Genomic DNA, 22935 nt, shown 5'->3' with positions numbered 1-22935 from the left:
GATGGTCACTTCTTTCCGCCCTTCCAGGTGCGCAGCACGCGGCTGAAGGCCGACTCGCGGGCGCCTGCGACGCCGCGGCCGAATCGGCGCTCGAGCCATGCCTGCGGGATGGCCAGGATGCTCGTGAGAGCGAGGTACCAGATCGCCGCCACGATGAGGAGCGGGATGATCTTGAAGTTCTGCGCGTAGGCGGCCTGCAGGTTCGACATGAGGTCGCGGCCGGCGATGACCGATACGAGTGCGGTCGTCTTGAGCATCGTGATGACCTCGTTGCCCATCGGCGGCACGATCACCCGCATGGCCTGCGGCAGGACGATCCGCCGCATGGTCCGACCCGGCGTCATGCCGAGCGAGTGCGCGGCCTCGGTCTGTCCGTGGTCGACGGACTGGATGCCGGCACGCACGATCTCGGAGGCGTACGCCATCTCGTTCAGGCCCAGGGCGAGGAGGGCCGCGATCGTCGCCGGGATCAGGTCGCTCGTCTCGACCGACCAGAACTCGATGCTCGTGAAGGGGACGCCGAGCACGATCTTCGGCAGGAACGCGCCGATGAAGCCCCAGAAGATGAGCTGCAGGAGCACCGGGGTGCCGCGGAAGACCCAGACGAACAGACCGCTCACGACACGCATGACGGGATTGGGCGAGAGGCGCATGATGGCGACGACGATGCCGCCGCCGAGGCCGATCACCATGGCGGCGACCGTGAGGAAGATCGTGGTCGCGAGGCCCTGGAGCGTCAGCGGCGCGAAGAGGTACTCGCCGACGGTCGGCCAGTCGATGTTCGGGTTCTGCGCGAAGGCGAGGATGAGCGAGGCGGCGACGAGTCCGACGATGATGCCGGACACCCACCTCCACGGGTGGCGCAGCGGCACTGCGGTGATGGGCGCGGGGCGGCGGGGCTCCGACGCGTTCTCCGCGGTCGGGGTGACGACCTGCGGCGACGGTGCGGCCATGATGCTCCTCGGTGAGTTCAGGTTCATGATGATGCGGTCGATCGGTTGCGGGCGGCGGCGGCGTGGCGCGTTCCCGCGGAGAACCCGGTGCGGCCGACCGCGACGGCGGCCGCACCGGGGTCGGGTCAGGACTTGGCGGCGTTGATGGTCGCTTCGTCGATGCCGATGCCCTCCACGCCGAACTCGGCGAGGATCGCCTCGTACGTTCCGTCGTCCATGAGGCTCTGGAGTGCCGCCTGGATCGCTTCGGCGAGCGCTTCGTTGTCCTTGAGGACGCCGATGCCGTTCAGCGTCGCATCGTAGCCGTTCGGCGCGGTGGAGTCCTCCACGACCATGAACGTCTTGCCGTCGTTCGTCGTCTTCGCGACGTAGCCGGCGCTGGGCTTCGTGAGCAGCGAAGCGACGGCCTTGCCCGCGGTGATCGCGAGCTGAGCGTCGGAATCCGACGGGAACTCGCTGAGTTTCACCGGCTCGAGGCCCTCCGCCTCGCAGTCGTCCTGCCACACCTCGTTGACGAGGTCGACCTGGCTCGTGGCGGTCTGCACCGCGACGTCCTTGCCGCACAGGTCGAGGTACGTCTCGATCTTGTCCGGGTTTCCCGCGCGGGTCAGGATGCCCGTGCCCGACGCCGAGTAGTCGACGAAGGTCAGCACATCCATGCGCTCCACGCTCGAGGTCATCGCCGACATCGCGACATCGAAGTTGCCGGCCTGAAGGGCGGGGATGATGCCGTCGAAGCCCTGCTGGGCGAAGTCGAAGTCGATGCCGAGCTTGGCGCCGATCGCCTGGCCGAGGAGCACATCGACGCCGGTGAGCTCCTCGGAGCCCTCCTCGACGAACATCTCGAACGGAGCGTACGGGGCATCCGTCGCGACCTTGACGGCACCGGCATCGGCGATGTCGTCGGGAAGCAGGGCGCGCGCGTCCTCGTCGACGGAGATGTCGGTGCCGAGGATGTCGACAGGGGCGGCGGACGCGCCCTCGTCAGAGCCGTTCTCGGCGCCCGAGGCTGCGGTACAGCCGGCGATGAGGATGCCTGTGGCGGCGAGCGCGGCGGTCGCGAGACCCGCACGGCGCAGGCGGGGGGTGAGGATTGCCATCGGTGGACCTTTCTCGTGGGAGCTCGACGGTGAGCGCCGGTCCCATCATGTAACAGACGTTACGAAATGTCTAGTCACTGCGGCACAAGTAACGCAAGTTCCAACCCTGGACCCGCCGAGAGTCGCCGTCACCCCAGTTTCGCGAGAGTGGCGGCGAGCACCTCGCCGATCGCCGACGGCTCGATCTGCGGCGCCTGACCGGCCTCGACCTGTTTGGCCCAGGACTGACCGATGTATCGCATGACCCCCGCGAGGATATGCGTCGTGAGCTCCGCCTGCACAGCGAGCCGGGACTCGTCCTCCCCCGGGAACTGGGTCCTCAGCCGGAGATGGATGATCTCCGCGAGCTCCTGCTCGAGCCCGGCAAGCCGCTCCATCTGCCGGGCCATCAGGACCGAGTTGGTCCCGACGGCTCGGATGCGACGGGCGAGGAGCTCGGGGTCGGCGGCCATGGCACCGGGGTCGATGCGGATCAGCTGGGCCGCCTCGAGCAGGAGTGGTCCGGTCGACACGATGAACTCCCGCGCCGCCCGCTCGTCGATCGATGGAGGACCGGCGCCGATGACCGCGGCATCCTTCGTCCGGAAGTGATTGAAGAAGGTGCGCTGGCTGACGCCGGCCCGGGCGCAGATCATGTCGACCGTCACCGAGTCGTAGCCGTGCTCGATCACGAGATCGATGGCGGCTCGCTCGATCGCGGCGGTCTTCGCGACGGCGTCGCGTCGCCGCGGAGGAGGTGGGGTCGACATGATCTGCGCTCCTGGGGTCACTCGTACCGTAGCGACTCGATCGGATTCTGGCGCGCCGCCCGACGCGCCGGGAGGACGCCCGACAGGAATGCGATGACCGTGATGATGCCGATCACAGCGATCACGTTGACCGGATCGAACAGCAGGATCTGCAGGCCCGGAAGATCGGCCAGCAGGGTGTCGGCCGCGACGTTCGCGATCGCCGACCCCACGAGGATCGCCGCGAGGGCGCCGATCGTCGCTCCCAGCAGCCCGATGACCGCGGCCTCGAGGCTGAAGAGCGCGAAGACCCGCCCGTTCGACATCCCCATCGCCTTCATGAGGCCGATCTCGCGGGTGCGCTCCTGCACGCTCATGAGCAGCGTGTTGACGATGCCGAAGGATGCGGCCAGCAGCGCCACGACGGCGAAGGCGCTCAGCACCCCGATGATCCCGTTGATGACCGTCTGCACGACGCCGAGCTGATCCTCGATCGTCTGCCCGGCGAGGTCGTCGGCCTGGAGGTCGGACTTCACGGCGGCGATGTCGTCGTCGGTCACTGCTCCGCCGCTTCCCGACCCGTCCAGATACGCGACAGCGATCGGCCAGGCGCGGGGCTGCCCCGGAACGGCCTGCGCATCCGCCACCTCTGCGGTGAGCGCCGAGTTGGTCCCGGCACCGGCGGCGAAGAGGCTCGCACGCGCGACACCGACGACGGTGGCCTCGACCTGCTGCTGCGCCTGCTCGGCGTCGGTGTATCCGAGGCTGACCTTCTGGCCGATCGCGGCATCCGCGTCCTCGAAGCCCAGGGCGCCCACGTAGTCCTCAGGCAGGACGATCTGGGCCTCCGAGGAATCCTGGTCGAGCTGCTCGCCGGCGACGAGGTCGCTCTGCCCGATCGAGGACGTCGGGTTGATGTCGACCTCGTAGCGCGTGCCGCCGCTGGATGCCTCGATCCAGTCGACCGAGATCTGGTCGATCGCCTCGACGCGGCGCACGCCGTCGATGCCTTCGATCGTGTCGACGTCAGCCTGATTGAGGAGTGTTCCCGAGGTCAGCGGCGTCGCCTGGCCCGATTGCTGACGCCCGTTCGGGTCGTACTCGGTCGGACCGTCGGACGTGGACGTCGTCGCAGCCGGTGACACCAGGAGGATGTCGTTCGCGCCGAGCGTCGCGACCTGACGCTGGACGTAGTCGCTGACGCCGGCTCCGAGCGCGGTCGTGAGCGTCAGGGCGAACGCACCGACGAACAGGCTGAGCACGGTCAACGTCGTCCGCAGCTTGCTGCGGAAGGAGTTGCGCGCGGCGGCGCGCAGGATGTCTGCGGTCCTCATCGGTTCGCCCCCTCGGTCGCGAGCTCGTCCGAGACGGATTCCCCGGCGACGAGCCCGTCCGCGATCGTGATCGTGCGATCGCAGCGGCGGGCGAGGTCGGCGTCATGGGTGACCACGACGAGTGTGATGCCGCGTTCCCGCTGCAGCCCGAAGAGGATCTCCTCCACGGTCTGACCGGTCGCGGAGTCGAGATTCCCGGTCGGCTCGTCGGCGAAGATGACCGACGGGTCGTTCACGAGTGCCCGCGCGATCGCGACACGCTGCTTCTGGCCGCCCGACAGGTCGTTGGCGCGATTGTCGGCCTTGTCGGCCATCCCGAGCGCGGTCAGCGCGTCCATCGTCCGGCGCCGCCGCTCCTTGGCCGGCATGCCGCCGATGACGAGAGGAAGGCTGACGTTCTCGAACACGGTCTGCCCGGCCGTGAGGAAGAACTGCTGGAACACGAAGCCGAACTGCGCGTTGCGCAGGGCGTTCGTCTCGCGCTCGCGGAGACCGGCGACGTCGCGCCCGTCGATCTCGATGCGTCCGCTCGTGGGACGGTCGAGCAGTGCGAGCAGGTGCATCAGCGTCGACTTGCCCGAACCGGACTTGCCGATGATCGCGAGCGACTCGCCGCGGCGGACCTCGAGGTTCACACCCCGGAGCGCGTGGAAAGCGGCATCGCCGCGTCCATAGGTACGGGTGACGTCGACCGCCCGCACGACGGGCGACGGATGCTGTCCCCCCTCGTGGACGAGGGGTGGACGGGTTGTCTCGGGCATGCGTGTCCTTTCGCACAAGTTACAGTAACTGCAGTTTATACATCAGTATCTGCCAATGGGCTGTGCGAACACTATGCAGGCCGGATGTTCGAGGGGTGCATCCGGATGAGGCCGAATCGCGGAACACACCATCGAGGCGCAGTTCTTCTCCCTCGGGCCGATCGGGCGGTCCGCGGGAGTCTCCGTGAGAGTCGATCCCGCAGGGAACGAGGTATCCGATGTCATCTTCCGCGGAAGCATCGCGAACGCGTCGAGACGTCCGTGTCGACCGCCGTCTCGTGGATCGGGCGTGCGTGGTCTTCTTCGCCATGGGCCAGCTCGTCTCGAATGTGGCCTTCACGCTGTGGTCCCCCAATCAGCTGCAATCCGGGGTCGAGTTCTCGCCCCTCATCCCGCCGGGGGCGATGTTCTCGATCTGGGGGCTCATCATCACGGCGAGCATCCTGTGGTCGGTCCTGCAGCTCCGCCCGGCGGTGCGCGAATCGCCCCTGAGGGATCGTCTCGTCCTACCCCTGAGCGTCGTCTACGCCGGCTTCGGCGTGTGGCTGGCGGCGGCATCCCTCGGTCAGGAGTCTCCGCTGACTCTCGTGGTGTTCGTCGTCATCGTCGGCGCCCACGTCATCGCGTGGCGGAGGATCAGTGCCCACCGGGAAGAGATCGCCGGATGGCGACGCCTCGACCGGATGGTTCTGCACCTGTCCGAGGGGCTGTATGCCGGGTGGACCTCCATGGCGCTCTACCTCAACGTCGCCACAGTCGTGCAGGCGACCGGCGCACCCATCGAAGGCGCGTGGGGCACGACGTGGCAGCTGCTCGTCGTCGCGGCAGCCGCCGGCACGGCAGTGCTTTTCGTCGTCATCACCCGCGGATCGATCTGGTACACCGCGACCGCGTGCTACGCCCTCGTCGGCGCCACGATCTCATCGACCCTCGGCGGCTTCACCGCGCTGGCCGTGGCGCTCGTGATCGGGATCGTCGCGATCATCGGGTCGACGATCGCGGTGCGAGCCGTCGATCGGCGCCGCACTCGCCGGGGATGACCTTCCGCCCTCACCGTCCCCAGCGCGGGATGGTGGGGGACGCGTCACAGGTTGCGGAGCACCTCGGCGACGCCGCCGGCCTCAACCGATCGGGTGACCTCGCTCGCGGCATCCCGGACCTCCTGCGGACCCTGCGCCATGGCAACGGCTCGGCCGCCGTGCTCGCGGGCCCACTGGAACATGCCGACGTCGTTGCGCCCGTCGCCGATCACCAAGACGTGCGCGGGGTCGAAGCCCAGCCATTCGCGCACGCGCTCGAGGGCGGTCGACTTGTCGACGCCCTTCGGCGCGATGTCGAGCCAGGCCGTCCACCCGACCGCGTACGAGACCTGGTTGAGGCCGATGCGTGCGACGAGGTCGACGAAGTCCTGCTCCTCATGGCCGGGCGACACGACGACGACACGGCACACCGGCCGCTTGGTGAGCTCCTCGAACGAGACGCGGTCGGCGTTGCTGAGGTTCCAGTCCGCGAGGCGCTCGGTGTACAGCCGACGCCCGTCGGGAAGCTCGACCATGTAGCGCGCGTCGGGCAGGTGCTCGTGGAGGAGCGTGAGCACTTCGGTGGCGTCGAAGGTCTCGATGTGGAACCGCTCGTACTCGTCGCCGTCGAGGCGGCGCATGACGACGGCCCCGTTCGAGCACACGACGAACTCGGGCGCGATGCCGAGGGCGATGAGGATGCCTCGGGTGCCCTCCCACGAGCGTCCGGTCGCCAGCATCACCTCGTGGCCCGTGCGCTGGGCGTGCGCGACGGCATCGGCGACGCCCGGCGACAGCGTCTCGTCTTCGAGCAGGATCGTGCCGTCGATGTCGAGCACGATGAGCAGACGGTCCGTCGCGACATCCGGGCTCTCGGTGTCGCGGGCGATCTCTTCGACGAGCTTCGCGGCCTTCTTCGGCTTGACGACCTTGACGCTGCCGGTGGGAGGTAGGTGGGCTTCCGTCACGCGACGGGCTCCAGAACTTCGAGACCGCCGAGGTAGGGCCGCAGAACCTCAGGCACCGTGACCGAGCCGTCGGCGCGCTGATGCGTCTCGAGGAGCGCGACGATCCAGCGCGTCGTGGCGAGCGTGCCGTTGAGCGTGGCGACGTTGGCGGTCTTGCCGACGCCCTTTCCGTCGGCCGACGGCGTGCGGTAGCGGATGTCGAGGCGACGCGCCTGGTACGTCGTGCAGTTGCTCGTCGACGTCAGCTCGCGGTACGCGTTCTGCGTGGGGACCCACGCCTCGACGTCGAACTTGCGAGCGGCGCTCGACCCGAGGTCGCCGGCGGCGACGTCGATGACCCGGTACGACAGACCGAGGTCCTGGAGCATCCCCTCCTGCATCGCCACGAGGCGATCATGCTCGGCCTCGGCATCATCGGGTGTCGTGTAGATGAACATCTCGAGCTTGTTGAACTGATGGACGCGGATGATCCCGCGGGTGTCCTTGCCGTACGAGCCGGCCTCGCGCCGGTAGCACGTCGACCATCCCGCGTAGCGCTTCGGTCCGCGCGCGAAGTCGAGGATCTCGTCCATGTGGTAGCCGGCGAGCGGCACCTCGCTCGTGCCGACGAGGTAGAGGTCGTCCTCTTCGAGGTGGTAGATCTCGTCGGCGTGCTGGCCGAGGAATCCGGTCCCCCGCATGACCTCCGGACGCACGAGCGTCGGCGGCACCATCGGCGTGAACCCGGCCTGCAGCGCTCGATCGAGCGCGAGCGTCATGAGGGCGAGCTCGAGGCGCGCGCCGATGCCGGTCAGGAAGTAGAAGCGGCTGCCCGAGACCTTGGTGCCGCGCTCCATGTCGATCGCGCCGAGCAGCTCGCCGAGTTCGAGGTGATCACGCGGCTCGAAGTCGAACTGCACGGGCTCGCCGTGCGTGCGCAGGGTGACGAAGTCGGCTTCGCCGCCGGCGGGGACACCGTCGATGATGATGTTCTCGAGCTTCGCGAAGGCGGCGTCGGCGGCCTCCTCGGCAGCCGTGACCGCGTGCTGCGCCTGCTTGACCCGCTCGCTGAGCTCCTTCGCCTCGGCGACGAGGCCCGCCTTCTCTTCCTTCGGCGCCTGTGCCACGCGCTTGCCGTGCGCGTTCTGCGACGCGCGCAGCTCTTCGAAAGCCGTGATGGCGGCGCGACGGGCGCGGTCGGCGGCGAGGGCGTCGTCGACCGTCTCGGGCGACTCCCCCCGGGCCTCCTGCGAGCGCTTGACCAGCTCGGGATTCTCGCGGAGAAGGGCGGGATCGATCATCCGACAAGTCTAGGCCGCGCTCGGATGCCGACCCCTATGGTGGTACCCATGGCAGCGGGTTCCGGATCCGACGACGAGACCACTCGCCCCGAGGGCACGACCGGCCCGGTGGATCCGCCGCACCCCTCCGACGCCCTGTACGCCGACGGACCCGAGACGGGTGAGATCAGGGTGTCGCAGGAGCAGATCCGCGCCGACGCCGAGCAGCTCGCGGACGAGGTCGGCACCGGCGTCCAGAACGGCCCCTCCGATGATGGCGCTGACGCGGGATCGGGTGACGCGAAGTCGAGCGACGAGGCGACGGATGCCGAGGCATCCGTCGACGGGGAGGCGGGTGACACCACCCCCGACCCGGCCGAAGCCGCCGAGCCCGACGAGGTCATCCGCGAGCCCGAGGACATCTCCTCCGACACGACCGACGGCGAGACCGGCGAGGCCCGGCGCGTGGGAGCCGAGGGCGAGACGAAGCCGATGGGCGGAGGCGAGGAGCGTCCGAATCCCAAGGCGGCGCTCGTCTACAACCCGATCAAGGTGGATGCCGATGCTCTTCGCGCGTCGGTCGAGCGGCTTTCGGCCGAGGCGGGCTGGGAAGAGCCGCTGTTCTACGAGACGACGGTCGACGACCTCGGCGACGATGTGACGCGCCAGGCGCTCGAAGTCGGGGTGGACGCGGTGCTCGTAGCGGGCGGCGACGGCACGGTGCGGGCGGTGTCGGAGGCGATGAGCGGCAGCGGTGTGCCCCTGACGATCGTGCCGAGCGGCACGGGCAATCTCCTCGCGCGCAACCTGCGGCTGCCGCTCGACAACGCCGAGACCATGATCCGGGCGACGTTCGAGGGCGACACGATCGGGGTCGACATCGGGTTCGCGGCGCTGCGCCGGCGTGACGGCAAGACCGAGGAGTACGCGTTCGTGGTCATGGGCGGCATGGGCCTCGACGCGGCGATGATCGCCAACACCAACCCGCAGCTCAAGAAGTCGGTGGGCTGGGTGGCCTATGTCGACGGCGCCGCGAGGTCGCTCCCCGGCGCGAAGCCGTTCCGGATCATGTACCAGATCGCGGGTCACCGGCTGCACTCCGCGCGGGTGCAGAGCGTGCTGTTCGCCAATTGCGGCTCACTTCCGGCGGGGCTCGAGCTCATTCCCGAGGCATCCGTCACGGACGGCTCGATGGACATCGTCGTCTTCCAGCCGAAGGGGCCGCTCGGGTGGATCTTCGTCTGGCGCCGCGTCGCGTGGGACAACAGCTTCCTGCGGAAGTTCCGCGCCGGCCGGCGAGTGCTGGCGCTGCGCACCCGGGACAACGCGGTGCGCTACGCCCGAGGCGCCGAGCTAGAGGTCGGCGCGACCGAGCCGCAGTTCGTGCAGCTCGACGGCGACGAGTTCGGCGAGGCGGTGAGCGTGCGCGCTCGCGTGGTGCCCGCCGGCCTCGACATAACGGTGCCCAAGAACCACGACGTCGCCGGTCTCTAGCAGCTGCGCCGGCAGCGGCATCCGTCAGCCCTTGACCGCTCCCCCGAGCCCCGCCGAGCGCAGGAACACCGACTGGAAGATCAGGAACATCGCGATCGGGATGAGCGTCGCGATGGCGAGCGCGGCGAGGAAGACGTCGAGCTCCGTCTGACTCTGCACCGCCGGAAGCCGGACGGACAGCGGCTGAACCGCGGGATCGGGCAGCACGAGCATGGGCCAGAGGTAGTCCTTCCAGGCCGCGATGATCGCGAAGACCGACACGACGCCGAGGATCGGCTTCGACATCGGGAGCACGACCGACCAGAAGAGGTGGAAGGGTCCGGCCCCATCGGTCTTCGCGGCCTCGAAGACCTCGCGCGGCAGATTGTCGAAGAAGCGCTTGACGATCAGGATGTTGAACGCGTTCGCCGCCATCGGCAGCCAGACGGCGAGGTAGTTGTTGAGGAGCGAGCCGCCGACGAGCGGCGGGTGCACGATCGTGAGATAGAGAGGCACGAGCAGCACGACGCCGGGGATGAAGAGCGTGGCGAGCACCAGTCCGTTGAGAATGGGCGCGTATCGGGGTCGCAGCACCGACAGGGCGTAGCCCGCGGTCGTGGCGATGAACAGCTGCGACACCCAGGCGCCCGCCGCGATGACGATCGTGTTGAAGAAGTACTGGTCGATGTGGATGTCGTTCCACGCCGCCGAGAGGTTCGCCCAGTCGATGCCGTTCGGCCACAGGGCGAAGGGCTGCGTCAGCGTGTCCTGGGTGGGAGTCACCGCCGACTTCGCCAGCCACAGGATCGGCCCGAGCCCCGCGACGACGAGCGAGACGAACAGGAAGACGTGTACGAGGCGCATGCCCCAGCGCGTGCCCGGGCGGCGTCGCTCGGAGTCCGAGACCACGGTGCGGACCGACTCGTCGTCGATGCCGGAGCGCCGGGGACGCCGGCGCGGGACCACGCCGCGACCCTTCGACAAGCTCAGGAACCGGGGCGCGTCCGGCCACTTCAGGATCGAGCTCATTGCGTGCTCCAGCGGTTCGTGAGCCGGAAGTACAGCCAGGACAGGATGCCGAGCACGACCGCAAGCAGCACCGAGACCGCGGTCGCCTCGCCGTAGTCGCCGCCGAGGCTGTTCCGGAAGGCCTTGTCGTAGATGTACAGCAGGATCGTCTTGGTCGCTCCCGCCGGCCCGCCCCCCGTGAACAGGAACGGCTCGAGGAACACCTGCGCGGTCGCGATGACCTGCAGTATCAGCATGATGAAGAGGATGCCGCGCAGCTGCGGGATCGTGACGTGCCAGACCTTGCGCCAGATGCCCGCGCCGTCGACCTCCGCCGCGTCGTACAGCTCGGGCGGCACCGACAGGAGCGCCGCGAGGTAGATGATGATCGATCCGCCGGCCGCGGCCCACGTCGCCTCGAGCACGAGCGAGGGCATCGCCTGCACGGCCGACTGGATCCACGGCTGGGGCGGGATGCCGAACCACCCGAGCACCGTGTTGAAGACGCCGTTCGGGTCGGCGCTGTAGAAGAAGCGCCACAGCAGCACGGCCACGACCGGCGGGATGACGACCGGCAGGTACGCGAGCGCCGAGTACAGCCCCTTCCCGCGCCGCACCTCGCTCATGAGCACGGCCATGAAGAGCGGGATCGGGAACCCGAACAGCAGCGCGAGCAGCGCGAAGTAGATCGTGTTCACGATCGCGCGGCCGAGCTCGGGGTCGGTCATGACCGCGATGTAGTTGTCGAAGCCGACCCACGACGACACGATCAGGTTGGTCTTCTCGAAGCTCATGACGACCGACTGCACGATGGGGCGCCACGAGAAGAAGAAGAAGACGAACACCATGGGCAGCACGAAGAGCAGGTTCCACAGGCCCCCGCCGCGGTACCAGGTGAGCGGCGTGCGCCGCCTTCGGCGCTTCGCGAGCGGCGCGGCGGCAGGGGCGACGGATGCCGCGGCCGGCCGCTGCTGGGTGGTCATGGTCATGTGGATCTCCGGTCACTGAGCTCGTCGAAGTGTCGTCCCGTGCCGCTCGAGGTTCGACCCCTCGACAAGCTCGGGGACCAGAAGCGGCGGGATGCCGCGGCCCGGCCGTCTCGGGTCGGCCGGGCCGCGGCATCCGCTCACTCGTCGAGCTTCGCCTGCGCGTCGGTCTGCGCCTGGGCGAGCAGGGCGTCGATGTCGGCGTTCTGGTCGGTGAGCACCGTCTGCACGACGGAGTCGAGGAGGGCGTAGATCTCCTGCGTCTTCTTCTTGGGCTCGCCCACGGGCGTCTGGTCCCAGATCGCGTCGGTGAAGGGCTTCATCTGGTCGCGCGGCACGTTGATGTAGGGCTCGATCCACTCGAGCGACTTCTCATACAGCTCACGGCTCAGCACCGGCAGCACCGGCGTCCCGACGGCCTGGTCGGAGTCGGCGAGGGTCTTGGCGTCCTGCACGGCGGCGTCCTCGTCGAGGAGCTTCTGCATGTAGTACCAGTCGATCCACTTCACCGCTGCAGCCTTCGTGGTGTCGTCCACCGTCGGACTGATCACCGCGATGTCGCCACCGCCGAGCGTGCCGGGGTCGTCGCCCTCGACGGGCACGACCGTAAGGCCGTAGATGGACGGGTCCATGCCGAAGTCCCGCACGAGCGCGGTGTAGACGTCGGAGCCCGAGGTGTACATGCCGATGTTGCCGGCGGCGAACTCCTGGTTGATCGTGCCCCAGTCGAGGTCGATCTTGGATCCGAAGGAGTTGTCCTCCCACTTGAGGTCGTGCAGGAACTGCAGGGCCGCCTTCGTCGCGTCGTTGTCGATGGTCGACTCGGCCGAGCCGTCGGAGTTGTCGGTCTGCGTGCGGCCGCCGCGTGCCACGGTCTGCGCCGTGAGCTGCCAGCCGCCCGTGTTGTTGGTGGCCATCTCGGCGTAGCCGGCCTTACCTGTGGCCTCGGAGATCTTCTTCGCGTACTCGCGCACCTCGTCCCACGTGGTCGGGGGCTGGTCGGGATCGAGGCCCGCCTGCTCGAACAGGTCGCGGTTGTAGTGCAGACCCATCGCGTACGCCTGACGCGGGAATCCGTAGATGCGGCCGTCGGAGTCCTTGACGCCGTCGAGGATGATCGGGTTGAAGCTGTCCTCGTAGCCGAGATCCTTCACTTCGTCGGTGACGTCCATCAGCTGCCCGTTCTCCATGAGCGTCTTGGAGTCGGTGAACGGCACGGTGAAGACGTCGGGCAGGCTCCCGCCCGCGAGCTGAACGGCGAAGGTCGGGCCCTCCCACTCGTACTCGACGCCGATGATGTCGATGTCGGGGTTCGCCTTCTCGAACTGCCTCTCCTGCGCGGCGAACGCCTCGTAGGCGGCGGCGTCCGCGCCGGGCGGGAACGTCGCGACGCGCAGCTCGGTCTTGCCGCTGCTGCTGTCGCCTCCTGCTGCGGAGCAACCCGCGAGGGCGCCGATGGTCGCCGCTGCGGCGACACCGGCGAGCAGGACACGTGCTGGTGACTTCATCGTCTTTCCTTTCGTGATGAGGATGCCGCGCCGGCCTCTCTTCGGCGCGCCAGCCTCGGGGGGCTATGTGGCGGTGACGGGACGGGCGCGCAGCCAGGCGGCCGAGTCGCCCGGGAGGGCGCCGTCGTCCAGTGCGCTGCTCGAGAGGAGCACTTCTTCGTGGGCGGGCAGGTCGATGGCGCTGTCGCCGGTGTTGACGACGCAGACGAAGTCGTCGCCCCGGCGGAACGCGAGGGTGTCGGGGTCGGGGGTCTCGACCCACGTGAGCGGGCCGTCGCCGAGTCCGGGCAGCTCGCGGCGGAGGCGGAGCGCGGCGCGGTAGAGATTGAGCGTCGAGTGCGGGTCGTGCTCCTGCGCCTCGACGGTGAGGGCGCTCCAGGCCGCGGGCTGGGGCAGCCACGTCTGGGTGCCCGCCGGGCCGAAGCCGAACGGCGCGCGATCACCCGTCCAGGGGAGCGGAACGCGGCATCCGTCCCTTCCCGGATCCACACCGCCGGAACGGAAGTGCATGGGGTCCTGGATGAGCGCGAGCGGCAGGTCCTCGACCTCGGGAAGGCCGAGCTCGTCGCCTTGATAGATGTAGAGACTGCCGGGGAGCGCGGCCACGAGAAGCGCCGCCGCGCGAGCGCGGTGCAGTCCCAGCTCGGGATCGGTCGGCACGCCGAACCGCTTCTTGAGGAACGCGAACGCCGTGTCTTCCCGCCCGTAGCGCGTGACCGGTCGGGTGACGTCGTGGTTGGAGAGCACCCACGTGCTCGGGGCGCCGACGGGCGCATGGGCCGCGAGGGTCTGCTCAATCGACTGGCGGAAGGATGCCGCACCCCACGGCCGCGCGAGGAAGTCGAAGTTGAACGCGGTGTGCATCTCATCGGGACGCAGGTACTTCGTGAACCGCTCGATGTCGGGCACCCAGATCTCACCCACCAGCACCCGCGTGCCGGGGTACGAGTCGGCGATCGCCCGCCACGAGCGGTAGACGTCGTGCAGCTCGTCGCGATCCTCGGTCGGATGGTCGGGCTTCTCCCCCACCTCGGGCAGGTCGGGGTCCTTGATGAGGAGCGCCGCGGAGTCGATGCGCACGCCGGCCACCCCGCGGTCGAACCAGAACCGCAGGATGTCCTCGTGCTCGCGTCGGACGTCGGGGTGGTTCCAGTTCAGGTCGGGCTGCTCGGGGGTGAACATGTGCAGGTACCACTCGCCCGGCGTCCCGTCGGGGTTCGTGGTGCGGGTCCACGTCTCACCCTGGAAACTCGACACCCAGTGCGTGGGGATCTCGTCGCCGTTGCGGCCCTTGCCCGGGTGGAACCAGAACCGCTCGCGCTCGGGGCTGCCGGGACCTGCGGCGAGCGCCGCCCGGAACCACTCGTGCCGATCGCTGATGTGGTTGGGGACGACGTCGATGATCGTGCGGATGCCGAGGGCAAGGGCCTCGCGGATCAGCGCCTCGGCTTCGGCCAGCGTGCCGAACTCGGGATGGATGTCGCGGTAGTCCTCGACGTCGTACCCGCCGTCGGCCATGGGGCTCGGGTACCAGGGGTTGAACCAAATCGCGTCGACGCCGAGGTCTTTGAGGTAGCCGAGCCGCTGGCGTACGCCCGCGAGGTCGCCGGTGCCGTCGCCGTTCCCGTCGGCGAAGCTGCGCACGTAGACCTGGTAGATGACGGCGGAACGCCACCACAGCGGATCTGCGTCGCTCGGGGCCACGGCGTGGCGTGCGGTCAGGACGTCGGTGTCCAAACGGGGCTCCTCGAGGTGGCGGGGGAAACTCTCGTTGCGATGAATGTAGCTTCAGCCTGCGTAAGTTGCAAGTCTTGTATGAATCAATGCAAGAAGTCGATTCCGCAGCTCACCTCGGCCGTGATCGGAGGCTCGGCGCGTTTCGTCTCGGTCGCTCCGCTCCCTCGCTCAACGACCGGGGGCGGGGGGCGGGGGGCGGGGGCGGGGCGGCAGGAAACGCGCCGACCGCTCCCGGTCGTTGAGCGAGCGAAGCGAGACGAAACGCGCCGAGCCGACGGGCGGCCCCGCCGGGTCAGCCGGCCGCGGGACCCGTCGAGGCGCGGAGCACGAGCTCGGGCTCGAAGAGCAGCTCGTCGCCTGCCTCGGTCGTGCCGGCGATCTGCGACAGCAGCAGTTCGATCACTGTCCGCCCCATCGACTCGATCGGCTGGCGCACGGTCGTCAGCGGAGGCTCGGTGCAGCTCATGAGCGCCGAGTCGTCGAAGCCCACGACCGACACGTCGCCCGGCACGCGCAGGCCGGCCCTGCGAGCGGCGCGCACCGCTCCGAGGGCGAGCGGGTCGCTGGCGCACACGATGGCGGTGGCGCCGTTCGAGAAGAGGCGGGATGCCCCGGCCTGCCCGGACTCCAGGGAGTAGAGCCCTCGCACGACCATGTCATCGTCGAGATCCCCGCCGAGGCGCTCCAGCAGGCGGCGCGCAGCTGCGAGCTTGCGCTGCGAAGGGATGTGGTCGAGCGGGCCGAGGAGCATGCCGATCCGCCGGTGGCCGAGCTGGTGCAGATGCAGGACCGCCTGTTCGGCGGCCGCCGAGTCATCCGTCGACACCGTCGCGAAGTCGAGCTCGGCGATGCGCGCGTTCACGAGCACGGTCGGGAGATTGACCTGGCGCAGCCGCTCGTAATGGGCGTGCTCGGCGTCGGCCTGACTGTAGTTGCCGCCGAGGAAGATGACGCCCGACACCTGCTGCTGCAGGAGCAGATCGACGTAGTCCGACTCGGTGATGCCGCCCGCATTCTGCGTGCAGAGGAGGGGCGTGTAGCCGTTCTGCGTCAGGCCGCCGCCGATGATCTCGGCGAGCGCCGGGAAGATCGGGTTCGTCAGCTCGGGCAGCACGAGACCCACGAGCCGTGCCCGCTCTCCGCGGAGCTTGGTCGGACGCTCGTACCCGAGCACGTCGAGCGCCGTCAGCACCGCCTGCCGCGTGGCGTCCGAGACGCCCGGCTTGTCGTTGAGCACGCGACTGACCGTCGCCTCGCTCACGCCGACCTTGCGCGCAACTTCCGCAAGACGCTTCGACATGCGCTCAGTGTACGCAAGAACTTGCATGGTTGCGCAAGCGGTGAAAGCGAGGCATCCGTTCCCTGTCAAGACCGCCGCGCCGTGCCTGAGCGCGGTTAGCATCCCTGCATGCCGTCGCCGTCCATCGTGTGGTTCCGGGACGACCTGCGTCTCGCCGACAACCCGGCGCTGCGTGCCGCTGTCGATCGGGGTGAGCCGGTCATCGGCCTGTACGTGCTCGACGAGGAGTCGCCGGGGATCCGCCCGCTGGGCGGCGCCGCTCGGTGGTGGCTGCACGGGTCGCTCGCGTCACTGCGCGACCGCCTGGCCGAGCGCGGCGGCACCCTCGTGCTGCGGCGGGGCCAGGCGGAGCAGGTGGTGCGCGAGACGGTGACGGATGCCGCGGCCGGCGCCGTCTTCTGGAACCGCCGCTACGGCGCGCCCGAGCGTGAGATCGATGCCGCACTCAAGTCAGGGCTCCGCGACGAGGGGGTCGTCGTGGAGTCGTTCGCGGCATCCGTCCTCTTCGAACCGTGGACCGTGCAGACCGGAGCCGGCACTCACTTCTCGGTGTTCTCGCCGTTCTGGCGCGCGTGTCTCGCCCTGTCGTCGCCGCGCGCGCCGCTTGCCGAGCCGCGGTCGATCGACGGACCGGCGCAGGCACTCGACACGGAGGAGCTCGACGACTGGGCCCTGCTTCCACAGCACCCCGACTGGGCCGGAGGCCTGCGGGAGCGCTGGGAGCCTGGCGAGCCGGCCGCTCGGCGACGACTGAAGGAGTTCCTCGACGAGGATCTGGGCGGATACGCGAAGGCGCGCGACCAGCCGGCGGCGGAGTCGACCTCTCTGCTCTCGCCGCGACTCCGGTGGGGCGAGGTCAGCCCGTACCAGGTCTGGCACGAGGCCACGAAGTCAGGCAGCGAGGGCGGTCGCTTCCTGTCGGAGCTCGGCTGGCGCGAGTTCGCCTGGCACACGCTCTTCCACGCACCCGATCTCGCGACCGTCAATCTGCGTCGCGAGTTCGACGCGTTCCCGTGGCCGCGGCTCAAGCCGTCGCGACTCGAGGCGTGGCAGCGCGGGCGGACGGGCGTCCCGCTCGTCGACGCCGGCATGCGGGAGCTCTGGCACACGGGCTACATGCACAACCGCGTGCGGATGGTCGCGGCATCCTTCCTCATCAAGAACCTGCTCATCGACTGGCGGCGAGGCGAGGAGTGGTTCTGGGAAACGCTCGTGGACGCGGATGGCGCGAACAACCCGTTCAACTGGCAGTGGGTCGCCGGCTCCGGCGCCGACGCCGCCCCGTATTTCCGGATCTTCAACCCCGAACTGCAGGCCGGCAAGTTCGATCCCGACGGCACCTACATCCGCCGCTGGGCTCCGGAGTACGGGAGCGACGAGCCTCCCCAGCCGATCGTCGATCTCAAGGAGACGCGGAACGCCGCACTGGCGGCGTACGAGCGCGTGAAGCGCGCAACCCGCGCGTGAGGCCGCACACGCACGACCGCGCCGCGGGAATCGAGGGCGAGCTCGACTCCCGCGGCGCGGAGCGTGATGCGGGCTACTTCGCGACGGGGATGGACTGAGCCTCCAGCGCCGCGACGGTGGAGTCCTGCGCCTTGCCGAGCGCGTCGGCGAGGGTGCCAGACCCGGACACGGCCGCCTTGAAGCCGTCCGAGACGTCGGCGTAGGTCTGCGTCATCGTGGGGCCCCAGACGAAGTCCGGGTCGACCTCGCTGGCGGCCTCCGCGAAGACCTCGTAGATCTTCTGTCCGCCGTAGAACTCGACACCCTGCTGGAGCGCCGGCAGGTCGAGGCCGGCCTTCGTCGCGGGATAGATGGCGGCCGTCTTGTTGAGAGACGTCAGCGCCTCATCCGAGGTGTTGAGCCACAGGGCGAACTTGGCCGCCTCGTACAGGTGGTCCGTGCCCTTGAAGACGGCGATCGACGAGCCGCCCCAGTTGCCTGCCGCGGACTGGCCGGCCTCCCACTGCGGACCGGGAGCCACCGACCACTTGCCCGAGGTGTCGGGCGCACCGCTCGAGATCGAGTTCGCGCCCCACACGGCGGAGTTCCACGTCCAGACCTCGCCGGAGTTATAGGCGTTGTTCCACTCGTCGGTCCACGCGGGGTAGGTCGACACGAGGTCGTTCTCGATGAGGTCCTGCCAGTAGTCGGCGACCTTCTCCGACTCGTCGCTCGTCAGCTCGACCTTCCACTCGTCGCCGTCATTCGCGAACCACTGCCCGCCGGCCTGCCACACGAAGCCCGCGAACTGGTTGATGTCGGTCTGCGAGAAGTTCGTGATGTAGCCGCCGAGCGCGCGGATCTTCTCCGCCGCGGCCTTGTACTCGTCCCACGTCGTGGGGACGGCGATGCCGTTCTGCTCGAACAGGTCGCTGCGGTAGAACAGCGCCATGGGGCCCGAGTCCTGCGGGATGCCGTAGACCTCGTCATCCGTCCCCAGCGTCGCCTGGCTCCACGTCCAATCGACGAACTGGTCCTTGGCCTTGACGACGTCCTCGCACGCGGCGAGGTTCTCGAGACCGTCCTGGACGCGGAAGTTGGGCAGCGCGTCGTACTCGATCTGGCCGAGATCCGGGGCGTTGCCCGCCTCGAGCTGGTTGAAGAAGTTCTGGTATGTGCCGGCGTTGCCCGACGGCCCGGTCTGCACCTCGACCTGGATGTCGGGATTGGCCTCGTTCCAGATGGCGACGGCGTCCTCGATTCCCGGGATCCACGAGGTGAAGGTGAGCTTGACGTCCTCGCCTGCCGGCTCGCACGCTCCGGCCGACGAACCGCCGTCGCCGCCGCCTGAGGCGGAGCATCCCGCGATCACCAGAGCGCCCGCGGTGAGCAGGGCAACGGTGACCGCTCGTCTCATGTGCTGCATTTCTTCTCTCTCTCGGTTGGCCGCCGGCATGGCCGACGGGTGGTTCTCACTTCAGGGCTCCGGTTCCGAGTCCGGTGCGCCAGTAGCGCTGAAGCAAGAGGAACGTGACGATCAGCGGGATGACCGACAGCAGCGAGCCGACGAGCACGAAGGTGCGCAGCTCGGGGAACTGGTTGATGGTCGAGTTCCAGGCGTAGAGGCCGAACGTGACGGGGAAGAGCTCTTCGCTGCGGAGCATGATGAGCGGCAGGAAGAAGTTGTTCCAGATCGAGACGAACTGGAAGAGGAACACCGTCACGAGCGCCGGCATCATGAGCCGGATCGAGACCGTGAAGAAGGTGCGGATCTCTCCCGCCCCGTCGAGGCGGGAGGCTTCGATGAGCTCGTCGGGGACGGATGCCTCGGCGAACACGCGCGCGAGGTAGACGCCGAAGGGACTCACGATGCTGGGCAGGAGCACCGCCCAGTAGGTATTGGTGAGCTCGATCCGGCTGAACAGGAGGAACAGCGGCAGGGCGAGCGCCGTCGCCGGGACGAGCACCCCGCCGAGGACCGTGTTGAAGATCGCCTCACGACCGGGGAACCGGTACTTCGCGAGGGCATAGCCGCACATCGCGGCGATGACGGTGGCCAGCACACCTCCGACTCCGGCGTACAGGACGCTGTTGAGCAGCCACTTGAGATAGACGCCGTTGCGGTAGGAGAAGAGCCCGGTGACGTTCTCGATGAACTGCGGGTCGGCGAACCACAGCGGGTTGGTCGAGAAGAGCTGCCCGCGGCTCTTCGTCGAGGCCACGAGGAGCCACCAGAGCGGGATGAGGAAGTAGAGGGTGAAGACCCCCATGACGATCATGGCGCCGGTGCGCGAGAGGATGCTCTCGCGCGGCCCGCCGGTCGCTGCGCCGGCGGAGCGCCCCGCGCGGCGCCCGGTCGTGATGACCCGCGTGTCGGCGGTGTCGGCGTAGTCCGAGACGGTCATGCGCGCTCTCCCCGTCGGCTCAGCTTGAGGAATGTGAACGAGAGGACGAACGTCGCCAGTGCCAGCACGACCGAGAACGCTGCGGCGAGCGACACGTTCGGCACCGCGCTCGTGGCGTAGATCGTCATGTTCGGCGTGTACGTGCTCGTGACCGCCGAGCTGAACGCCCGGAAGGTCTGCGGCTCCGCCAGGAGCTGGAGCGTGCCGATGATCGACAGCACCGCGGTCAGCACGAGCGCCGGGCGGATCAGCGGGATCTTGATCGACCAGGCGATGCGGGCCTGCCCCGCGCCGTCGATGCGCGCCGCCTCGTAGATCTCCTGCGGGATCGCGAGGAGCGTCGAGTAGATGATGAGCATGTTGTAGCCGACGAAGACCCACGTGACGACGTTGGCGATCGCCCACAGGACCCAGTCGGCGGAAAGCAGGTCCACGCTGCTCGTGAGGGCCTTGAAGGGCGACAGGTTCGGCGAGTAGAGGAAGCCCCACATGATCGCCGCGATGACACCGGGGACGGCGTACGGCACGAAGAAGGCGAGCCGGAAGAACTTCTTGCCCTTGATGAGCGGCGAGTCCAGGAGCAGTGCGAACAGCAGTGCGAGGCCGAGCATGACGGGCACCTGCACGATGCCGAAGAGCAGCACGCGCCCGACGGAGGTCCAGAAGGCGACGTTCTGGAAGACGATCAGATACTGCTGGAGCCCCCCGAACACCTCTCGCGCCTCGCCGAACGTGCCCTCGCGCTCGACGACGAGCAGCGACTGCCAGACCGCGTAGCCGATCGGGAGCAGGTAGAAGAGCACGAAGAGGACGGCGAACGGGAGGATGAGGAAGAGGATCGCCCCCTTGTGCGGGATGCGTCGTCGGCGGCTCGCGGGCGGCACCGCCCGCCGACCGCGCTCCGTCACGAGGGTCCCTGTGGCGGTCATGCTGCCGCCTCCTCTCTGATGATGCGCACGGCGCCCGCGGGCACCTCTGCACAGCGCGCGATGAGGGCGCCCGAGACGAGCTCGGTGCCCGCGGCCTCGACCACGATGGGCGCCGAGCCGTGGTTCACGACGAAGAGGTACGAGGCATCCGTCCCCCTCCGGCGCACGATGTCGACGGCGCCGTCGCCGCCGTGGACGACGGCCGGGGGGCGCACGCCCGCCTCGTCGGCGAGACGGGCCATGAGCGCTCGGTAGTCCGCCGGCGAGGGAAGGGTCGCGAGGTACCAGGCCGAGCCGCTCCCCCATGCGTTGCGGGTGACGGCCGGGTGTCCCGCCGAAGGGCCGTCGGCGAAGGATGCCTCGACCTCGGCCGTCGTCGCCCGCGAGCGCTCCGACCAGAGGTGCGCCGTCGCCCCGGAGCTCAGGTGCAGGGCCGTCTCGGGTTCGACGGGGGCGAACTCCTCGACATGGATGCCGAGCGCCTCACGGAAGGGACCGGTGTAGCCACCGGTCCAGACCCGGTCGTCCTCGTCGACGGTGCCGCTGTAGAACGTGACGAGCGCCGTGCCGCCGTCGGCGACCCAGTCCGTGACAGCCGCCGCCTCGGACTCGCGCACGAGGTGCAGGCCCGGGACGACCGCGAGCCGGTAGCTCGAGAGGTCGGCGCCCGGTGGCACGATGTCGACGGTGAGTCCGAGGGAGTGCAGCGCGCTATAGGCCGAGTGCACCTGGTCGAGGTAGCCGAGCGCCTTGCTCGGACGCGAGTCGTTCTGCGTCGCCCACCACGACTCCCACGAGAAGACGAGCGCCGTCTCGGCTTCGACGCGGGAGCCCGCGACCTCGCCCAGCCGGTCGACAATGCCGCCGAGCTCGACGACCTCGCGCCACACGGCCGTGTCGGTGCCCGCGTGCGGGAGCATCGCCGAGTGGAACTTCTCGCTGCCCTGCACCGACGCGCGCCACTGGAAGAAGCAGACGCCGTCCGAGCCGCGAGCGACATGGGTGAGCGAATTGCGGAGGATCTCGCCCTTCGCCTTCGGCTTGTTCAGCGGCTGCCAGTTGACCGCTCCGGTCGAGTGCTCCATGAGGAGCCACGGAGCGCCTCCGGCCAGCCCGCGTGAGAGGTCGGCCGCGAAGGCCAGCTCGGAGTTCGGGTCGTCGAGGCGGTGATCGAGGTAGTGGTCGTTGGCGACGATGTCCATGTCGGCCGCCCAGGACCAGTAGTCCAGGTTCTCGATGTGCGCGGTGACCATGAAGTTCGTCGTGATCGAGACGGCGCTGCGCGAACGGATGACGTCCGCTTCGGCCCGGTAGTACGAGAGGAGCTCATCCGAGCTGAAGCGGTGGAAGTCGAGCGCCTGCGCCGGGTTCCGGCTCGAGAGCGTCGCGCGCGGAGTGCCGATCTCGTCCCAATCGCCGTACGTCTGGCTCCAGAATGCGGTGCCCCATGCTCGATTGAGCGGGTCGAGGGATCCGTACCGGTTGCGCAGCCACCGTCGGAAGGCGGCGGCGCTCTCGTCGCAGTGGCACAGCGCGTTGTGGCAGCCGAGCTCGTTGGAGACGTGCCAGAGCGCCACCGCGGGGTGGTCGCCGTACCGCTCGGCCACGCGCTCGGCGAGCCGCAGCGCGGCTTCCCGGAAGGGGCGAGAACTCGGGCACCACGCCTGGCGACCGCCGGGATAGCGCCGGGTGCCGTCCTCCGCCATCGGCAGGATGTCGGGATGCATGCGGGTGAGCCACGCGGGGGGCGACGCGGTGCCGGTGCCGAGATTGACGCGGATCCCGGCCTCGTGCAGCCGTCCGATCACGTCGTCGAGTCGGCGGAAGTCGAACTCCCCGGGCCGCGGCTCGAGGTGCGACCAGCCGAAGATGTTGACCGCCACGAGATCGACACCGGCCTCGCGCATGAGGGCGATGTCTTCATCCCACACGTCCGGCGTCCACTGCTCGGGGTTGTAATCGCATCCGAACGCGATGCCGTCGTGCACGAACGGGCGGGCGGACGTGGTCATGGTCTCCTC

At 68.9% G+C, this 22935-nt stretch carries 19 protein-coding genes; 3 read left to right on the top strand and 16 right to left on the bottom strand.

The window, feature by feature from the left end:
* Positions 1-5: 5 nt before the first annotated feature.
* From G5T42_RS07515 to G5T42_RS07495, 5 genes are all read right to left on the bottom strand, one after another.
* Positions 6-953, bottom strand: a complete 948-nt coding sequence (locus G5T42_RS07515) for an amino acid ABC transporter permease (RefSeq protein WP_165127323.1) — start codon at positions 951-953, stop codon at positions 6-8.
* 125 nt (positions 954-1078) lie between these two features.
* A complete protein-coding gene (locus G5T42_RS07510; RefSeq protein ID WP_165127321.1) occupies positions 1079-2053 on the bottom strand; it encodes an ABC transporter substrate-binding protein in 975 nt (324 codons plus the stop codon).
* Between the two features lie 128 nt (positions 2054-2181).
* Positions 2182-2802 carry a TetR/AcrR family transcriptional regulator gene (locus G5T42_RS07505; RefSeq protein WP_165127319.1) on the bottom strand — a complete coding sequence of 207 codons (621 nt, stop codon included), beginning with the start codon at positions 2800-2802 and terminating at the stop codon, positions 2182-2184.
* A gap of 17 nt (positions 2803-2819) precedes the next feature.
* A complete protein-coding gene (locus tag G5T42_RS07500; protein ID WP_165127317.1) occupies positions 2820-4115 on the bottom strand; it encodes an ABC transporter permease in 1296 nt (431 codons plus the stop codon).
* Positions 4112-4876 carry an ABC transporter ATP-binding protein gene (locus G5T42_RS07495; RefSeq protein ID WP_165127315.1) on the bottom strand — a complete coding sequence of 255 codons (765 nt, stop codon included), beginning with the start codon at positions 4874-4876 and terminating at the stop codon, positions 4112-4114. Before G5T42_RS07495 ends, G5T42_RS07500 begins: the two co-directional genes overlap by 4 nt.
* A gap of 293 nt (positions 4877-5169) precedes the next feature.
* Here G5T42_RS07495 and G5T42_RS07490 point away from each other — a divergent pair, with 293 nt between their 5' ends.
* Positions 5170-5916: a hypothetical protein gene (locus G5T42_RS07490; protein ID WP_165127313.1), complete on the top strand. Its 747-nt coding sequence runs from the start codon at positions 5170-5172 to the stop codon at positions 5914-5916.
* Positions 5917-5960: 44 nt separating this feature from the next.
* Here G5T42_RS07490 and G5T42_RS07485 read toward each other — a convergent pair whose 3' ends face one another.
* Together G5T42_RS07485 and serS are read right to left on the bottom strand one after the other, a co-directional pair.
* Positions 5961-6863, bottom strand: a complete 903-nt coding sequence (locus tag G5T42_RS07485; protein WP_165127311.1) for an HAD family hydrolase — start codon at positions 6861-6863, stop codon at positions 5961-5963.
* Positions 6860-8143, bottom strand: a complete 1284-nt coding sequence (serS, locus tag G5T42_RS07480; protein WP_165127309.1) for a serine--tRNA ligase — start codon at positions 8141-8143, stop codon at positions 6860-6862. Before serS ends, G5T42_RS07485 begins: the two co-directional genes overlap by 4 nt.
* Before the next feature lie 48 nt (positions 8144-8191).
* Here serS and G5T42_RS07475 point away from each other — a divergent pair, with 48 nt between their 5' ends.
* Positions 8192-9616, top strand: a complete 1425-nt coding sequence (locus tag G5T42_RS07475; RefSeq protein ID WP_165127307.1) for a diacylglycerol kinase family protein — start codon at positions 8192-8194, stop codon at positions 9614-9616.
* A gap of 24 nt (positions 9617-9640) precedes the next feature.
* Here G5T42_RS07475 and G5T42_RS07470 read toward each other — a convergent pair whose 3' ends face one another.
* From G5T42_RS07470 to G5T42_RS07450, 5 genes are all read right to left on the bottom strand, one after another.
* Entirely contained in the window at positions 9641-10624 is a 984-nt protein-coding gene (locus G5T42_RS07470; RefSeq protein ID WP_165127305.1) for a carbohydrate ABC transporter permease, read from the bottom strand.
* A complete protein-coding gene (locus tag G5T42_RS07465; RefSeq protein WP_165127303.1) occupies positions 10621-11592 on the bottom strand; it encodes a sugar ABC transporter permease in 972 nt (323 codons plus the stop codon). Before G5T42_RS07465 ends, G5T42_RS07470 begins: the two co-directional genes overlap by 4 nt.
* Positions 11593-11729: 137 nt before the next feature.
* Positions 11730-13097: an extracellular solute-binding protein gene (locus G5T42_RS07460; protein ID WP_165127301.1), complete on the bottom strand. Its 1368-nt coding sequence runs from the start codon at positions 13095-13097 to the stop codon at positions 11730-11732.
* 63 nt (positions 13098-13160) lie between these two features.
* On the bottom strand, positions 13161-14834 hold the full coding sequence (locus G5T42_RS07455) for a glycoside hydrolase family 13 protein (protein WP_206535726.1): 1674 nt from the start codon (positions 14832-14834) through the stop codon (positions 13161-13163).
* Positions 14835-15126: 292 nt separating this feature from the next.
* Positions 15127-16134, bottom strand: coding sequence for a LacI family DNA-binding transcriptional regulator (locus tag G5T42_RS07450; RefSeq protein WP_165127299.1), 1008 nt, complete (start codon positions 16132-16134; stop codon positions 15127-15129).
* Between the two features lie 108 nt (positions 16135-16242).
* Between G5T42_RS07450 and G5T42_RS07445 the strand changes: the two genes are divergently transcribed.
* Entirely contained in the window at positions 16243-17601 is a 1359-nt protein-coding gene (locus G5T42_RS07445) for a deoxyribodipyrimidine photo-lyase (RefSeq protein WP_165127297.1), read from the top strand.
* 73 nt (positions 17602-17674) lie between these two features.
* On the opposite strand, the gene G5T42_RS07440 is transcribed toward G5T42_RS07445, so the two are convergent.
* The 4 genes from G5T42_RS07440 to G5T42_RS07425 are packed head-to-tail and all read right to left on the bottom strand — an operon-like array spanning position 17675 to position 22926.
* Positions 17675-19006 (bottom strand): extracellular solute-binding protein, encoded by a 1332-nt coding sequence (locus G5T42_RS07440; protein WP_165127295.1) that lies wholly within the window; start codon positions 19004-19006, stop codon positions 17675-17677.
* Between the two features lie 46 nt (positions 19007-19052).
* Entirely contained in the window at positions 19053-19985 is a 933-nt protein-coding gene (locus G5T42_RS07435) for a carbohydrate ABC transporter permease (RefSeq protein WP_206535725.1), read from the bottom strand.
* Positions 19982-20914, bottom strand: a complete 933-nt coding sequence (locus tag G5T42_RS07430) for a sugar ABC transporter permease (RefSeq protein ID WP_165127293.1) — start codon at positions 20912-20914, stop codon at positions 19982-19984. The genes G5T42_RS07435 and G5T42_RS07430 overlap by 4 nt, the downstream gene beginning before the upstream one ends.
* Entirely contained in the window at positions 20911-22926 is a 2016-nt protein-coding gene (locus G5T42_RS07425) for a beta-galactosidase (RefSeq protein ID WP_165127291.1), read from the bottom strand. Before G5T42_RS07425 ends, G5T42_RS07430 begins: the two co-directional genes overlap by 4 nt.
* Positions 22927-22935 lie beyond the last annotated feature (9 nt).

This window comes from Microbacterium sp. 4R-513, from assembly GCF_011046485.1.
Lineage (GTDB): Bacteria > Actinomycetota > Actinomycetes > Actinomycetales > Microbacteriaceae > Microbacterium.
The sequence above is the reverse complement of the archived record's forward strand: the minus strand, read 5'-3'. Positions and strand labels throughout refer to the sequence as shown.

Excerpts from the sequence above, each read along its gene's own strand:
- serS (WP_165127309.1), bottom strand. The coding sequence starts at position 8,143 with ATGATCGATCCCGCCCTTCTCCGCGAGAATCCCGAGCTGGTCAAGCGC.
- G5T42_RS07460 (WP_165127301.1), bottom strand. The coding sequence starts at position 13,097 with ATGAAGTCACCAGCACGTGTCCTGCTCGCCGGTGTCGCCGCAGCGGCG.
- G5T42_RS07500 (WP_165127317.1), bottom strand. The coding sequence starts at position 4,115 with ATGAGGACCGCAGACATCCTGCGCGCCGCCGCGCGCAACTCCTTCCGC.
- G5T42_RS07510 (WP_165127321.1), bottom strand. The coding sequence starts at position 2,053 with ATGGCAATCCTCACCCCCCGCCTGCGCCGTGCGGGTCTCGCGACCGCC.
- G5T42_RS07425 (WP_165127291.1), bottom strand. The coding sequence starts at position 22,926 with ATGACCACGTCCGCCCGCCCGTTCGTGCACGACGGCATCGCGTTCGGA.
- G5T42_RS07515 (WP_165127323.1), bottom strand. The coding sequence starts at position 953 with ATGGCCGCACCGTCGCCGCAGGTCGTCACCCCGACCGCGGAGAACGCG.
- G5T42_RS07440 (WP_165127295.1), bottom strand. The coding sequence starts at position 19,006 with ATGCAGCACATGAGACGAGCGGTCACCGTTGCCCTGCTCACCGCGGGC.
- G5T42_RS07495 (WP_165127315.1), bottom strand. The coding sequence starts at position 4,876 with ATGCCCGAGACAACCCGTCCACCCCTCGTCCACGAGGGGGGACAGCAT.
- G5T42_RS07445 (WP_165127297.1), top strand. The coding sequence starts at position 16,243 with ATGCCGTCGCCGTCCATCGTGTGGTTCCGGGACGACCTGCGTCTCGCC.
- G5T42_RS07465 (WP_165127303.1), bottom strand. The coding sequence starts at position 11,592 with ATGACCATGACCACCCAGCAGCGGCCGGCCGCGGCATCCGTCGCCCCT.
- G5T42_RS07470 (WP_165127305.1), bottom strand. The coding sequence starts at position 10,624 with ATGAGCTCGATCCTGAAGTGGCCGGACGCGCCCCGGTTCCTGAGCTTG.
- G5T42_RS07450 (WP_165127299.1), bottom strand. The coding sequence starts at position 16,134 with ATGTCGAAGCGTCTTGCGGAAGTTGCGCGCAAGGTCGGCGTGAGCGAG.
- G5T42_RS07435 (WP_206535725.1), bottom strand. The coding sequence starts at position 19,985 with ATGACCGTCTCGGACTACGCCGACACCGCCGACACGCGGGTCATCACG.
- G5T42_RS07505 (WP_165127319.1), bottom strand. The coding sequence starts at position 2,802 with ATGTCGACCCCACCTCCTCCGCGGCGACGCGACGCCGTCGCGAAGACC.
- G5T42_RS07430 (WP_165127293.1), bottom strand. The coding sequence starts at position 20,914 with ATGACCGCCACAGGGACCCTCGTGACGGAGCGCGGTCGGCGGGCGGTG.
- G5T42_RS07475 (WP_165127307.1), top strand. The coding sequence starts at position 8,192 with ATGGCAGCGGGTTCCGGATCCGACGACGAGACCACTCGCCCCGAGGGC.